1 protein-coding gene is annotated in these 17046 nt (G+C 70.3%); it reads left to right on the forward strand.

Features of this window, described 5'->3' with window-relative positions:
- Positions 1-132 precede the first annotated feature (132 nt).
- Positions 133-16950, forward strand: coding sequence for an amino acid adenylation domain-containing protein (locus tag F5X71_RS04240; RefSeq protein ID WP_428981449.1), 16818 nt, complete (start codon positions 133-135; stop codon positions 16948-16950).
- Positions 16951-17046: the final 96 nt, after the last annotated feature.

Raw genomic sequence — 17046 nt, forward strand, 5'->3', positions numbered from 1 at the left:
ATGGGCGGGCACGTGTTCGATGATCATGGGGGCGGGGGCCAGCTAGGCGGATATGCGGCGACAACAGGCAGGGTGAGGCATCTTCATGGTTCGGTCGGTCGGGCAGCGAAGTGACGAGACCCGTGCAGCGGTGTGCGCATGACCCGGCCGGCACGCGTACGACCGACGCGGACCAGGCGCCCGCGCGTCACCACCCTGCCGCAGCTGCTGGCGACCGCCGTCGAGGCCAACCCCAGCGGCATCGGTGTCAGCTACGCCGACGCCACCGGCACGCTCGCCGAACTGAGCTATGCCGAGCTCGATGAGCGGTCCACCCGGCTGGCCCGGCTGCTGATCGGGCGGGGCATCGGCCCAGAGGACCTGGTCGCCGTCGGCATTCCCCGCTCGATCGATTCCGTGGTCGCGGTCTGGGCCGTGGCCAAGACCGGCGCTGGATTCGTGCCGGTCGATCCGAACTATCCGGCGGACCGGGTCGAGCACATGGTCGCCGACTCCGGCGCCGTCTTCGGCCTGACCATCGCGGACGTGCGCGCTGACCTGCCCGACCGGGTCGACTGGCTGAGCATCGATACCGACGAATGCGCCAGGTCGCTGGAGGAGTTCCCGGTCGATCCGGTGACCTATGTCGACCGGGTGCGCCCGCTGCGCGCCGAACATCCCGCCTACGTCATCTATACCTCCGGCTCCACGGGCAAGCCGAAGGGCGTGGTCGTCACGCAGGCCGGTCTGTCGAGCTTCTGCGACGAGCAGCGCGAGCGATACCAGGTGGGCAGTGCCTCGCGGACACTGCATTTCGCCTCGCCGTCGTTCGACGCCTCGGTGCTGGAATTGCTGCTCGCGGTGGGTGGTGCGGCCACGATGGTGATAGTCGCGCCGACGGTCTTCGGCGGCGAGGAACTGGCCGCCCTGTTGCGCCGCACCGGGGTGACGCACGCGTTCATCACCCCTGCCGCGCTGGCCTCGGTGGACCCCGCGGGTCTCGACGCGTTGCGCGTCGTGGTCGCCGGCGGCGAGGCCTGCCCACCGGAGCTGGTGCGGCGCTGGGTGATTCCGGTGTCCGGCGGGCGGCCCCGGGAGTTCTTCAACGGGTACGGGCCCACCGAGACCACCATCATGACCAACATCAGCGCGCCGTTGGCACCGGACGCACCGGTCGCCATCGGTGGTCCGATCCGGGCGGTCACCGAGTACGTCCTCGACGAACGGCTGGTGCCGGTACCCGAGGGAACCGTCGGTGAGCTGTACATCTCCGGCGCGCAATTGGCGCGCGGATACCACGATCGCGCGGGCTTGACCGCCGCCCGGTTCGTCGCGAACCCGTTCGACGCCAACGGCTCCCGGCTGTATCGCACCGGCGACCTGGTGGTCTGGAACGCGAACGACGAGCTGGAATACCGGGGCCGCAACGATTTCCAGGTGAAGATCCGCGGCTTCCGGATCGAACTCGGCGAGATCGACGCCGTGCTCGCCGCGCACGAGACGGTGGACTTCGCGGTCACCGTCGGGCACGACCTGGACAGCGGCGCCACGATTCTCGTCTCCTACGTGCACGCCGCGCCCGGAAAGGCCGCGGACGCAGCCGAATTGGCCGCCTTCGCCGAGCAGAGCCTGCCCGCGCACATGGTGCCGACGGTCGTCATGGTGCTCGACACCATTCCGCTCACCCCGGTCGGCAAGCTGGACCGGGCCGCGCTGCCCGCACCGCGCTTGCAGACCAAGGTGTTCCGCGCTCCCGTCGGCCCGCTGGAAGAGCTGGTCGCCGATGTCTTCGCCGAGGTGCTCGGTCCCGGCGCGCCGGTCGGCGCCGACGACGACTTCTTCGAGCTCGGCGGCAATTCGCTGATCGCGACGCAGGTGGCGGCCCGGCTCGGCACCGCGCTCGCGGCGCGGGTGCCTGCCCGGCTGATCTTCGAAACCCCCACGGTGGCAGGCCTGGCCGAGCGGCTCGAGCCGTTGAAGGGCGCCGAGGATCGGCGTGCGCTGGCCCCGATGGAACGGCCGGAACGTATTCCGCTGTCGCTGGCGCAGCAGCGGATGTGGTTCCTGAACCAGTTCGATCCGGCCTCGGCGGCGAACAACATTCCGTTCGCCATCCGGTTGACCGGTGCACTGGACCTGGCCGCGCTGCAGGCCGCGATCACCGACGTGATCGAGCGGCACGAGACGCTGCGCACCGTCTACCCGGCCATCGACGGCACCGGCTACCAGGTGATTCTGCCCGTCGCGGAGGCGGCTCCGGATCTGGCGCCCAAGCCGCTGGCCGAACACGAACTCCCCGACTGGCTGCGTGAGTTCGCCCTGCGCGGCTTCGACGTCGCCGCGGCGGTACCGCTGCGGATCGCGTTGGCCGAGCTCTCGGCGAGCGAGCACGTGGTCGTTGTTGTGGTGCACCACATCGCCGCAGACGGCGCCTCGGTCGCGCCGTTCCTGCGAGATCTGCTCGGCGCGTTCCTGTCCCGGCGCAACGGCGCACCGCCCGCGCTGCCGCCGCTGCCGGTGCAGTACGCCGATTACACGCTGTGGCAGCGCGAGGTGCTCGGCGACGAGCACGATCCGGATTCGGTGGCCGCCGCGCAGATCGCCTACTGGCGCAATGCGTTGGCGGGTATCCCGGACCGTATCGACCTGCCCGCTGACCGGCCCCGCCCGCTCGTCGCGTCCGGCGCGGGCGCGGAGTACACCTTCGAGGTGGGCGCCGAACTGCATCGCGGACTCACCGAACTCGCCCAGCGCGCGGGCGCTTCGGAATTCATGGTGCTGCACACCGCCTTCGCGGCGCTGCTCGCCCGGCTCAGCGGCACCGCCGACATCACCATCGGCACGCCCGTGGCAGGCCGTGGCGAGCGAGAGCTCGACGGGCTCATCGGTATGTTCGTCAACACCCTGGTGTTGCGCACGCCCATTGATCTCGGCGCCTCGTTCACCGAGCTGCTCGCCGCGACGAAAGAGACCGACCTCGCGGCGTTCTCGCACGCCGAGCTGCCGTTCGAGCGGTTGGTCGAGGTGCTCGATCCGGTGCGCTCGCAGGCGCATCATCCGCTGTTCCAGGTGGCGCTGTTCTTCCAGAACATGAACAAGGCGCAGGTCGAGCTGCCCGGATTGTCCGCGCAGGCGGTCGAATTCGACGGCGCGGTGGCGAAGTTCGATCTGCAGCTGACCGTGGTGCCCAAGGCGGAGTCGGGCTTCTCGGCGCTGTTCACCTACGCCACCGACCTGTTCGACGCGGCGACGGTCGCGCAGTTCGCGCTGCGGCTGGAGCGGCTGCTGGCCGCGGTCGTGGCGGCCCCGGAACGCGCGGTCGGCGACATCGATCTGCTCGAGCCCGCCGAGCGCGAGCGAATCCTCTACGGGTGGAACGACACCAGGCGTCCGGTCGCTCCCGAGCTGCTGCTCGACGGCTACCGGCGCACCGTCGCGGCGCGTGCGTCCGCTACCGCGCTGGTCTACGAGGGCCAGACGCTGTCGTACCGCGAGTTCGACGAGCGCGTAAACCGCCTCGCCCGGCTGCTGATCGACCGTGGCATCGGTCCGGAATCCCTGGTGGGGCTGGCGATTCGGCGTTCGATCGACCTGGTGGTCGGCATGTACGCGATCGTGACCGCCGGCGGCGCGTACGTGCCGCTGGATCCGGACCATCCGGCCGAGCGGATCGCGCACATCCTCGACACCGCGCAGCCCGCCTGCGTGCTGACCACAGCGGCGGACGCGATCCAGGTGCCCGACGGCATCGAGGTGTTGCGCCTGGATGAGATCGATACCGTGGCCTTCGACGGCGCGCCGGTGCGTGCCGACGAATTGCGGCGCAGGCTCCTGCCGCAGCATCCCGCCTACGTCATCTTCACCTCCGGCTCGACCGGGCGGCCCAAGGGCGTCGCCGTCTCGCACGCGGCGATCAACAACCAGATCGACTGGATGCTGGCGGAGTACCCGCTCGGCCCCGACGATGTGTACCTGCAGAAGACGGCGACGACGTTCGACGTGTCGCTGTGGGGCTTCTTCATGCCGCTGCGGGCGGGGGCGACACTGGTCGTCGCCGCCCACGACGGCCACCGCGATCCCGGCTACGTCGCGGAAACCATTGCCGCGCAACGGGTCACCGTGACCGACTTCGTTCCTTCGATGCTCACCGTCTTCGCCGCGCACGCGGCGGCCGACGCGGGCCCGACGTTGCGCGAGGCCTTCGTGATCGGCGAGGCGCTGCCGCCGGAGACCGTCACGGCATTCGGCGCGGTGTCGCGGGCCCGGCTGCACAATCTCTATGGACCGACCGAGGCCGCGGTCTCGGTGACCTACTGGCCCGCCGACGGCTCGGATACGCGCTCGGTGCCGATCGGCCTGCCGCAGTGGAACACTCAGGTGTACGTGCTCGATGCCCGGCTGCGTCCGGTGCCTGCGGGCGTGCCCGGCGAGCTCTACCTCGCCGGTGATCAGCTGGCCCGCGGCTATGTCCGGCGGCCGGATCTGACCGCGGATCGCTTCCTGGCCAACCCGTTCGGCTTCGGCGAACGCATGTATCGCACCGGCGATCTGGTGGTGTGGCGCGCGGCCACCGCTGAGCGGCCGCATCGGCTGGACTACCTCGGTCGCACCGACTTCCAGGTCAAGTTCCGTGGTCAGCGAATCGAGTTGGGCGAGATCGAGACCGCTTTGCTGACGCAACCGTCGGTGAGTCAGGCGGTCGCGCTGGTCAGTCAGTCGACGCTGGGTGACCAACTGGTCGCCTACGTGGTGCCCGCGCCGGATTCGACCGTCGACCAGGCCGCGCTGCTGGTCGCGGTGGCGGAAACCCTTCCGGCCTATATGGTTCCGGCCGCGGTCGTGGTGCTCGACGAGTTCCCGCTGAATCCGTCCGGCAAGCTCGACCGCAAGGCGCTGCCCGAGCCCAGCTTCGCCGCCCGCGAATTCCGCGCGCCCGCGACGCCGGTCGAGGAGATCGTCGCCGAGGTGTTCGGCGAGGTGCTCGGGCTGAGCCGGGTCGGTGCCGATGACGATTTCTTCGCTCTCGGCGGCAATTCGCTGGTCGCGACCCAGGTCGTCGCGCGGCTCGGCGCCGCGGTGGACGCCCGTGTTCCGGTGCGGACGCTGTTCGAGACACCGACGGTGCAGGCGCTGGCCGCCGCGATCGAATCGCGGACCCATGCGGCCCGCGGTATCAGGCTGGGCAGCATTGCCCGGCCCGCCGAGTTGCCGCTGTCGCTGGCGCAGCGGCGGATGTGGTTCCTGAACCGCTTCGATCAGTCCGATGACGAGTCGGCTGGCTCCGCCGCCTACAACCTGCCGTTCGCATTGCGGCTCACCGGCGCACTGGATGTCACCGCGCTCGGCGCCGCCCTCGACGACGTGGTGGGCAGGCACGAGGTGCTGCGCACGGTGTACCCGGCGACCCCCGAGGGCCCGGTGCAGGTGGTGCTGCCCGCGAGTCGGGTGGCGCTCGAGGTGACCCCGCGGCCGGTGTCCGTCGCGGACGTGCCCGCCGAGGTGTACGCGCTGGCGTCGACCCCGTTTGACGTCACCGACGAGGTGCCGCTGCGGGTGCGGCTGCTCGAGCTCACCGACAGCACCGACGAATCCGACTACGTGCTCGCGGTGGTGGTGCATCACATCGCGGCGGACGGCTCGTCGATGGGTCCGCTGGTGCGGGATGTGATGGTTGCCTATGCCGCGCGGGCCGCGGGTGAGGCGCCGGGTTGGGCGCCGTTGCCGGTGCAGTATGCCGACTATGCGCTGTGGCAGCGTGCTGTGCTTGGTGATGAGTCGGATGTGGATTCGATTGCCGCGCAGCAGATCGGTTTTTGGCGCACGCAGTTGGCGGGGTTGCCGGATTTGTTGGAGTTGCCGACGGATCGGCCGCGTCCGGCGGTCGCGTCGATGGCGGGTGCGCGGGTCGATGTGCGGGTCGATGCGGCTACGCATGCGGGTTTGGTGGAGCTTGGCCGGGCGCACGGCGCGACGTTGTTCATGGTGGTGCACACCGCTTTGGCGGTCTTGCTCGCCCGGCTGTCCGGCACTCCCGACATCGCCATCGGCACACCGGTGGCGGGTCGTGGCGAGCGCGAACTCGACGACCTGATCGGCATGTTCGTCAACACGGTCGTGTTCCGCAGCACCGTGGACGGCTCGGCGTCGTTCACGGATCTGCTCGCGCGCCAGCGTGATACCGATCTGCAGGCGTTCGCGCATGCGGATGTTCCGTTCGAGCGGTTGGTGGAGGTGCTGAATCCGCCGCGTTCGACGGCGCATCATCCGCTGTTCCAGGTGGGCCTGTCGTTCCAGAACATCGCGCGTACCGCGCTGGAACTGCCCGGCCTCACGGTCGAGGGGCTGGACGCGGATCTCGCGGTCTCGCAGTTCGATCTGCATCTGATCGTGGGCGACAGTTACGACGAGTCCGGTGTGCCCGCCGGTATGGGCGGCTTCTTCACCTATGCCACTGATCTTTTCGACGCCGCGACGGTCGAGGGCTTCGCCGTCCGCCTCGCCAGGGTGCTCGACGCGGTGGTCGCCGCCGCGGACACGCCGGTCGGCGATATCGACATTCTCGTTCCCGGGGAACAGCATTCGGTGCTGTCGGCGTGGAACGACACCGAGCACCTGGTCGATCCGGCCGCGACGCTGCCGTCGTTCCTGCGGCGGGCGGTGCTGGCCGCCGCGCCGGAGGCGGTCGCCGTGGTGGCCGACCTGCCCGATGGTTCGCGGCACGAGCTGACCTATGTCGAGCTCGACACCCGCGTGAATCGCCTTGCCCGATATCTGATCTCGCGTGGCGTCGGCCCGGAGACACGCGTGGCGCTCGCGCTGCGGCGATCGGTGGATCTGGTCGTCGCGATGTACGCGGTCGCCAAAGCCGGTGGTGTGTACGTGCCGGTCGATCCGGACCAGGCGACCGAGCGCACGAACTACATCCTGGCCACGGCCGCCCCCGTGTGCGTGCTGACCAACGCCGAGGCCGATTTCGATACCGCCGCAGCCCCGGTGGTGCGTCTCGACGAACTGGTGCTGAGCTCGTTTGCCAGCGGGCCGCTCGCGGACGCCGAACGGGTCGCGCCGCTGCATCCCGAGCACACCGCGTACGTGATCTTCACGTCGGGCTCGACCGGCAGGCCGAAGGGCGTCGCCGTGTCGCATGCCGCGATCGCCAACCAATTGCAGTGGAAGATCGCCGAATTGGGCCTGGCCGAGCACGACGCCGTGCTGCTCAAGACGGCCGCGACCTTCGATCTCTCGGTCTGGGAGTTCTGGTCGGCGGTGGTCTGCGCGGGCAAGCTGGTGATCGCCGCGCCGGACGGGCACCGCGACCCGGCCTACCTCAACGACCTGATCATCCGGGAAGGCGTGACGACGCTGCACGTCGTGCCGTCCATGCTGGACGCGCTGCTGGTGCACACCAGCACGGCGGCCTCGGCACAGCCGTCGCCGCTGACCCGGGTGCTCGCCATCGGCGAGGCCCTGCCCGCCGCGCTGGCGCAACGCTTCCTGGCCGCGCAGCCGGAGGTGGAGCTGCTCAACCTGTACGGCCCGACCGAGGCGGCAGTGTCGATCACCCGGCACCGGGTCACTGCGGCCGATCAGACCGTAGTGCCCATCGGCACGCCGGAATGGAACAGCCAGGCCTATGTGCTGGATGGCCGGTTGCGTCCGGTGCCGGTGGGTGTTTCGGGTGAGTTGTATCTGGCTGGTGCGCAGTTGGCGCGTGGCTATTTCGGTCGTGCGGATTTGACCGCGGATCGGTTCGTGGCGAATCCGTTCGAGCCCGGGGTGCGGATGTACCGCACCGGTGACCTCGTGGCGTGGAACAGTTCCGGTGAACTGGAGTATCGGGGGCGCACGGACTTCCAGGTGAAGATTCGTGGTTTCCGGATCGAGCTCGGTGAGATCGAGGCGGCGTTGCTCGCGCTGCCCGAGGTCGCGCAGGCGGCGGTGGTGGCCAAGACCGACGCCAAGACCGGTGATCGCGTGGTGGCCTATGTGGTGGCCGCCCCGCCGCCCGCGGCCCCGCCCGCCACGTCCTTCGCGGTGCAGGCCGCATCGTTCGCCGCGCAGGCCGCCGAGGCCGTCGGCGCCGCGCCGGCGGCTTTCGATGTGGCGCAGGTGAAGTCGGCGCTGTCCGCGGAGTTGCCTTCGTATATGGTGCCGTCGGCGTTTGTGGTGCTCGATGCGCTTCCGTTGAATGTGAATGGGAAGTTGGATCGGAAGGCGTTGCCGGAGCCGGAGTTCGAGGCTCGGGTGTTTCGTGCGCCGTCGACGCCGATCGAGGAGATCGTGGCGTCGGTGTTCGCCGAGGTGCTCGGGGTGGAGCGGGTCGGTGCGGATGACGACTTCTTCGGTCTGGGTGGTAATTCGCTGTTGGCGACGCAGGTCGCGGCGCGTATCGGTGCGGCGCTGGATTCCCGGGTGCCCGTGCGCGCGCTGTTCGAGGCCGCCACGGTCGCCGGACTCGCGATCAAGGTGGAGCATCTCGCGGGCGAACGCGCCCGCACCCCGCTGGTGGCTCAGCAACGGCCCGAGCATATTCCGCTGTCCTTCGCCCAGCAGCGGATGTGGTTCCTCAATCAATTCGACACCGCCGCGGCCGTTTACAACATCCCGGTGGCCATCCGGCTCTCCGGCGACCTGAACGTCGAGGCGTTGCAGCAGGCCGTCACCGACCTGGTCGCCAGGCACGAGATCATGCGCACGGTCTATCCGGAGACGCTGGACGGCCCGCAGCAGCGCATCCTCGCGCCGCACGAGGTGCTGGTCGACCTGGCGCCCGCGCAGATCGGGGAGGAACGGGTCGCGCACGAGGTGCAGCGCATCGTGGCGGCCGGTTTCGACGTCACCATGGAGGTGCCGTTCCGCGCCAGGCTGTTCCAGCTCGCGGGCAGCGAGTACGTGCTGGTCTTCGTCGCGCATCACATCAGCGCCGACGGCTGGTCGATGGGCCCGCTGACCCGAGACCTGATGCTGGCCTACGCCGCCCGCAGCGGTGGCGAGGCGCCGGGCTGGTCCCCGCTGCCGATCCAGTACGCCGATTACGCGCTCTGGCAGCGCGCGGCACTCGGCGCCGACGACGATCCCGAATCGGTCGCGGGCGCCCAACTCGCCTACTGGACAACCGAACTCGCCGACCTGCCGGACGAGCTGAACCTGCCTGCCGATCGGCCGAGGCCGGCCGCGCAGAGCTTCGCGGGCGCCAAGACGCACTTCGTGGTCGACGCCGAGGTGCACGCCGCGCTGGTCGAGCTGGCCAAGCGGCACAACGCCACGCTCTTCATGGTGGTGCACACCGCGCTCGCGGTGTTCCTCGCGCGCCTGTCCGGCACCGAGGACGTGGTGGTCGGTACCCCGATCGCGGGCCGCGGCGAGGCCGAACTCGACGATCTGATCGGCATGTTCGTCAACACGCTGGTGTTGCGCACCCGGGTCGCACCGCAGCTCGGCTTCACCGAATTGCTCGCCGCCAACCGGGAAACCGATCTGCGGGCCTTCGCGAACGCCGACACCCCGTTCGAGCGGCTCGTCGAGGTGCTCGATCCGGAGCGCTCCGCGGGCAGGCATCCGCTGTTCCAGGTCGCGCTCTCGTTCGAGAACCTGGCCGCCACCAGCTTCGAACTGCCGGGGCTGAGCTTCGCGGCGCTGGACCCGGCGGCCGACACCGCCAAGTTCGATCTGCTGCTCACCCTGCGCGAGCAGCGCACCGAGGCGGGCGCCGAGGCCGGGCTCGCGGCCGAATTCACCTATGCCCGTGACCTGTTCGACGAATCGACGGTCGCCGACTTCGGCCGCAGGTTCCGCCGCATCCTCGCCGCGGTCGCCCAGGATCCCGGTATCGCGGTCGGTGATCTGGAGATCCTCGACGATTCCGAGCGCGCGGACCTGGTCGCGCGGGCGGGCGCCGAGGCGGTGCCGCCGCGCACCCTGCCCGAGCTGATGGCCGCTGCGGTCACCCGCAACCCCACCGGCCCCGCCATCGTGGTCAACGGGCGCGCCTTCAGCTACGTCGAACTCGACGCCGCCTCTTCGCAATTGGCACGCACCCTGATCGATCGCGGGGCGGCGCCGGACGTGCTCGTCGCGGTGGCGATTCGGCGCTCGGTCGAATCCGTGCTCGCGCTCTGGGCGGTCGCCAAGACCGGTGCCGCGCTGGTGCCGATCGACCCGACCTATCCGGCCGAACGCATCGCGCACATGGTCGCCGATTCCCAGGCGCACCTCGGCGTGACGTTGACCGCGGAACTCGGCGCGTTGCCCCCGATGGCGGGCGGACGGCCGTGGCTGGTGCTCGACGACCGGGACTTCACCTTCGACGTCGCCTCCCGCTCGGACCGCCCGATCGGTTTCGGCGAACGGCACGGCCCGATCCGCAGCGGCAACGCCGCGTACGTCATCTATACCTCCGGCTCCACCGGCCTGCCCAAGGGCGTCGTGGTGACGCACGCGGGCCTGGCCAATTTCAGTGCCGAGCAGGTGGAGCGCTATCAGCTCGACCAGTCGACGCGGGCACTGGCTTTCGCCTCGCCCTCGTTCGACGCGTCGATGCTCGAGCTGCTGCTCGCGCTGGGGTCGGCGGGTGCGCTTGTGGTCGCGCCGCCGCTCACCTTCGGCGGCGAGGAACTGGCCGCCCTGATCCGCGAGGAGCAGGTCACCCACGCCTTCCTCACCCCGTCGGTGCTCGCCTCGCTGGACCCGGACGCGCTGTCCGGGATGCGGGCCATCGTCGCGGGCGGGGAAGCGGTGCCCGCCGATCTGGTGGCCAAGTGGGCCGGGGCCGAGCACCGACGCTTCCACAACGGCTACGGGCCGACCGAGACCACGATCATGACCAACATCAGCGACCCGCTGCGGCCCGGCGAACCGGTCACCATCGGTGGTCCGATCCGCAGCATGCGCTCGCTGGTGCTGGACAGCAGGCTGCGCCCGGTGCCGGAAGGCGTTGCGGGCGAACTGTATCTGGGCGGCATCCAACTGGCCCGCGGCTATCACGCGCGGCCGGGACTCACGGCGGCCCGCTTCGTCGCCGACCCCTACGGCGCCCCCGGCGACCGGCTCTACCGCACCGGTGACGTGGTGCGCTGGCGCCGCGGCAGTGCCGTGCCCGAGGTGGAGTACGTGGGCCGCAACGACTTCCAGGTGAAGGTGCGCGGTTTCCGGATCGAGCTCGGGGAGATCGACGCGGTGCTGGCCGGGCAACCCGGCGTCGAGTTCGCGGTCACCGTCGGTCGCGAATCCGGTTCCGGCGCCACGATGCTGGTGTCCTACGTGCTGCCGGGCAAGGACGTCACCCTCGATCCGGCCGCGCTCACCGAGCAATTGGGTGCGACCCTGCCGGAATACATGGTGCCGACCGCCATCGTGGTGCTCGACGAGATCCCGCTGACGCCGGTCGGCAAGCTGGATCGACGCGCGCTGCCGGAGCCCGCGCTCGAGACCGCCGCGTATCGGGCGCCGCAGACCCCGGCCGAACTGGCCATCGCAGAGGTGATCGGTGAGGTGCTCGGGCTGGACCGGGTCGGGCTCGACGACGATTTCTTCGCACTCGGCGGCGACAGCATCGTGTCCATTCAGGTGGTGTCGCGCTGCCGCGCCCGCGGGGTGAACTTCACGCCCCGTGCGGTTTTCGAGTCGCGCACGGTCGCGGCGCTGGCGCGCGTCGCGGTGGTCGAGGACGGACCGGGCGACGAGTCCGGCGACCTGCCGTTGACGCCGCACGCGGCCCGGCTGCTCGATACCGGCGTCGAGGTGCGCGCGATCGCGCTTGACGTGCCGGACAGCTGTGCCGTCGAAGCCGTGCGCGCCGCGGTGGCCGCTGTGCTCGAGCAGCATCCGATGCTGTGGGTGCGCCTCGATCGCACGGGCGAGGCCCCGGTGTTGCGCATTCCGCCCGCCGACGAGCGCACCGGCGAGGCGTTCCGCAGGCTCGATCCGCGGCACGGTGAGACATCGCTGCCGATCGACGACGTGGTGCAGGCCGCGGCCGCAGCACTGGATCCGGAGCAGGGCCGCAATATCCACTTCGTGCTGACCGGCGGTCCGGAGGGCCGGTCGACCCTGATCGTGGTCGCCAACGGCCTTGTCGTGGACGACATCTCGTGGCGCACCATCGTCGACCAGCTGACCGCCGCGTGGAGCCGGGGCAGGCATGCCGCTCCCGCGGCGCCGGAGTCGGGCCTCGGCGTGCTGATCCGGGCGCTGTCGACGCGGGCGCACGATCTGCGCACCGTCGGCGAACTCGGTTGGTGGGAGCGCGCTTTGGGCGACGCACCGGACGACGCCGATATCGACCGGCTGGATCTGCGCACCCGCAGCCGGGTCTCGCTGGCCATCACCGCCGAGGGCGCGGCCGCGGTGGCCGCCGCGGCGGCGGCCTATCACACCCTGGTGGACGACGTGTTGCTCACCGCGGTAGCGCTGGCGGCGCAGACCGCGGCGCGGGAACCCGTCACCAGGGCGCTCGGTGGGTTGATCCGGCTGTCCGCCGATCAGCGTTCGGCGACCAGCGCCGAGGACAGCATGGTCGGCGGCTTCACCACCGAGTACCCGCTCGCGTTGCGGCTCAGCAGGATCGACACCGCGGAGGCCTTGGTCGGCGGTCCCGCGGCGGGGGCGGCACTGGCACAGATCAAGGAACTGCGCCGCGCGGTGCCGTCGCAGGGCGTCGGATACGGCCTGCTGCGCTACCTCAACGCCGATACCGCGGATGAGTTGAGTGCGCTCGGGCGTGGCCGGTTCGCATTGCGCTATCGGGATCTGCGCCCGGCGCGGGTGCACACCGACATCGCCGTCGACGATCTGCTGCTCGACCTGACCGTCGACGCCACCGACGACGGGCTGCTCGCCCGGTTCGACTACGCCACCGCCGCGTTCACCGCCGACGAGGTGAAAACCTTTGCCGAGCATTGGATCCGGGCGCTCGGCGGGCTGGCCGAGCACGGCCTGCACCCGGACGCGGGCGGTTTCACGCCGTCGGACTTCGCGCTGGTGCGGTTGAGCCAGCCCGGCATCGACCGGCTCGCCGCCGCGTACCCGAACCTCACCGATGTGTGGCCGGTGACGCCCTTGCAGTCGGGCATGCTGTTCCACGCGCTGCTGGCCGAGTCCTCGATCGACGCCTACACCACGCAGTTCGTGCTCGACCTCGGCGGCGCGGTGGACGCGGACCGGATGCGGCGGGCCGCGCAGGCCGTGCTGGACCGGCACGACAACCTGCGCGTCGCCTTCGCCGAGGACACCGACGGCACACCGCTGCAGATCGTGCAGGACGCGCTCGAAGTGCCGTGGCGGCTCATCGATCTCGCGCAGCTGGAACCGGAGGCCGCGGTCGCCGAGCTGGACCGGATCAAGGCCGCCGACCTCGCCGATCACTTCGACATGCGCACCGCGCCGCTGCTGCGCTTCGCGCTGATCCGTTCCTCGGCCGAGGCCTACCACCTGCTGGTCACCAGCCATCACATCCTGATCGACGGCTGGTCGATGCCGCTGCTGATGAAGGATCTGCTCACGCTGTACGCGCTCGGCGGCAACTCCCGGCACCTGACAAGGGTGCCGTCGTACCGGAACTACCTGGCCTGGCTGACCGCACAGCCCGCGGGCGCGGCCCGCGAGGCCTGGCGCGCGGCGCTGGCCGGTATCACCGAGCCGACGCCGCTGGCGCCGGTCGATCCCGGTCGTGAGATCGCCGCGGGCGTAGGCGAAGTCGGCTTCGAGCTGGCACCCGCGGACACCACCGCGCTGACCCGCCTCGCCTCCGGGCTCGGCGTCACGGTGAACACCGTGGTGCAGGCGGCGTGGGGGCTGCTGATCGGGTGCAGCGTCGACCGCGACGATGTGGTCTTCGGCGCCACCGTCTCCGGTCGTCCGCCACAGCTCGACGGCGTGGAGAGCATGGTCGGCCTATTCCTCAACGCGATCCCGGTGCGGGTCCGGCTCGGGGCCACCGACACCCTCGGCGGGCTGCTGCGTCAGCTGCAGGCCGAACAGGCCGGGCTGCTCGACCACCACTACCTCGGCCTGAGCGATATCCAGGAAACCGTGGGCGTGGAAGGACTTTTCGACTCTCTGGTGGTGTTCGAGTCCTTCCCGGTCGATCGGGACGGCCTGGACAAGGCCAGCGCGATCGACGGCATGAGCGTCACCGGTGTCGGCGCGGTCAACGGGACCCACTACCCGCTCACCGTGATGGTGGTGCTCGACAGTCAGCTGCGGGTGTCGGTGAAGTACCTGCGCGACCTGTTCGACGAGGCGACGGCGGAAGCACTGGCGCAACGGCTTTCGGGCCTGATCCGCCGCTTCGTGACCAACCCGCAGGCCCGTGTCGCCGACATCGACGTGCTGCTCGATCAGGAGCGGACCGAACTGGCCGCCCGCAACGGCACCGACGTGCCCGACCTGCTGGACGAGGCCACCCTGCTGTCGCTGTTCGACGCGCAGGTGGCACGGACGCCGGACGCGCCGGCGGTGCGCTTCGGCGAGACCACGCTGAGCTACGCCGAGCTCGACCTGCGCTCGCGCGCGCTGGCCGCCGAGCTGGCCCGCTGGGGCATCGGCGCGGAATCGCTGGTGGCCGTTGCCATGCGGCGCGGCATCGATCTCGTCGTCACGATCTACGGTGTGCTGCGCGCGGGTGCGGGCTACCTGCCGATCGACCCGGACCACCCGAGCGAGCGCAACGAGTTCGTGCTCGACGGTGCGGCTCCGGCGTGCGTGCTGACCACCACGGCCGACGGATTCGACACCGCGGCCACCGTGCCGGTCGTCGCGATCGACACGCTCTACCTGCCACTGGAGGCGGTGTCGCTCGCGCAGCCGCGGATCACACCGGACAACGTCGCCTACGTCATCTACACCTCGGGCTCCACCGGCAGGCCGAAGGGCGTGATGATCACCCACCGGCAGATGGTGAACCAATTCCGCTGGGCGCAATGGATCTATCCGCACGACGCGGGCGATGTGGTGCTGCACAAGACGCCGATCACCTTCGACATCTCCACCTGGGAGTTGTTCTGGCCCTTGCAGACCGGCGCCACGATAGTCGTCGCCGAGCCCGACGGGCACCGCGATCCGGCCTATCTGTCCCGGGTGATCGCCGAATACGGGGTCAGCACGGTGCATTTCGTGCCGTCCATGCTCGACGCGTTCCTCGATCCGGCACTCGCCGCGGAGTATCCGACGTTGCGCCGGGTGTTCGCCGCCGGCGAGGCGCTCTCCGGCGAGACCGCGGCGAACTTCGCCGCCACGATCCCGACCGCCCAGCTGATCAACTGGTACGGGCCAGCGGAAGCCACCGTGGTCACCGACTATCCGGTGCAGGACACCGCCGTCGTCGCGGTGCCGATCGGCACGCCGGTCGCCAACACCAGGGTGCACGTGCTCGACCGGCAGCTGCGTCCGGTGCCGCTAGGCGCCGCGGGCGAGCTGTACATCTCCGGCGTGCAGCTGGCCCGCGGCTATCTGGGCGCACCGGCGCTCACCGCGGAACGGTTCGTCGCGCACGAGGGCGGAACGCGGCTGTATCGCACCGGCGACATCGTGCGCTGGCACGGCGCCGCGCTGGAGTACTTGGGCCGCAGCGACTTCCAGGTGAAGCTGCGCGGCCAGCGGGTCGAACTCGGCGAGATCGAGACCGTGTTGCTCGGGCATCCGTCGGTGCGCCACGCGGCGGTCGCGCTCGTCCGAGGCGGCACCGGCGACCGGCTCGTCGGCTACCTGGTCGCCGCGCCGGGGGAGAGCATCGACAATGCCGAGGTGCTGAGCCACGCGCGCGGTGCGCTGCCGTCCTACATGGTGCCCGCCACGCTCGTCGTGCTGGACGCGTTGCCGCTCAACGCGAGTGGCAAGCTCGACCGCAAGGCGCTGCCGGTGCCCGAGTTCACCGCGCGCCCGTACCGCCCGCCGACGACCCCGCTGGAACGGACCGTCACCGAGGTCTTCGCCGAGGTGGTCGGCGCCGAACAGGTCGGCCTGGACGACGACTTCTTCGATATCGGCGGCAACTCGCTGGTGGCGACCCGCGCGGTCAGCAGATTGCGCACGCTCACCGGCACCGAGGTCCGGGTCCAGTGGTTCTTCACCGATTCGACCCCGGCGGCGCTGTCGGCGCGCGTACTGGCCGCGCTCGCGGGCGACCACGATTACGACCTGGAGTCGAACGCCGCGCTGGGCGTGCTGCTGCCGATCCGCACCAGGGTGCCGCACGACACCGCGCCCGCCGAGCCGCTGTTCTGCATCCACCCGATGTACGGATTGTCTTGGTGCTACGCGGGTCTCGCGCGCTATGTGCCCCCGAGCACGCCGATCTACGGCCTGCAGTCACCCGCGCTGACCGAGGACGGCTACCTGCCGACCTCGCTGGCCGAGATGGCGGACCGGTATGTCCGGGAGATCCGTGCGGTGCAGCCGGACGGGCCCTACCGGCTGCTCGGCTGGTCGCTCGGCGGTGTGCTCGCGCACGCCATCGCGACGGAGCTGCAGGCCGCGGGGGAACAGGTCACGTTGCTCGCCATGCTCGACAGCCACCCCGACATCGACGTGACGGACTTCCGCGCGGCGATCCGGGAGGCGCTGGCCGAACTCGGCATCGGCGCGCACGCGCTGCTGCCCGAGGACGGCGACATCCACGAGCTCAGCGAGGAGGCGCTCGCCGCGCTGCACGCGACCATTCCGCCGGACATGGCCGTGCTCACGCCGGAACGGGTGCGCCGGATCTACCGCAGCGCGGTGCGCTCGGCCGAGCTCATCGCCGAGCATCGGCCCGCGGTGTTCCACGGCAGGCTCGACTATTTCAGTGCGGTGGGCCACGACGCCGCGGCACTGAACTGGCATCCGTTGGTCGAGGGCCGTGTCGAAGATCACCCGATCGGGGTCGCGCACGATCAGATGACCTCCCCGGAGGCCTTGGCGGAGATCGGTCCGGCCCTGTCCGGCCTGCTCGATCCGCGTATGAGGGACACGGCACGTCGATCAGGTCTGACATGACGAAATCGAGTCTGCTCAGGCATGATGGGCACCGCTGCGGTAACGATGACCCCTGTTCGCGCGACTACATAGGCCGTATGGTCTGGCGGAGGTGTG

The sequence above is a fragment of the Nocardia brasiliensis genome, assembly GCF_011801125.1.
Taxonomy (GTDB): Bacteria; Actinomycetota; Actinomycetes; order Mycobacteriales; family Mycobacteriaceae; genus Nocardia; species Nocardia brasiliensis_C.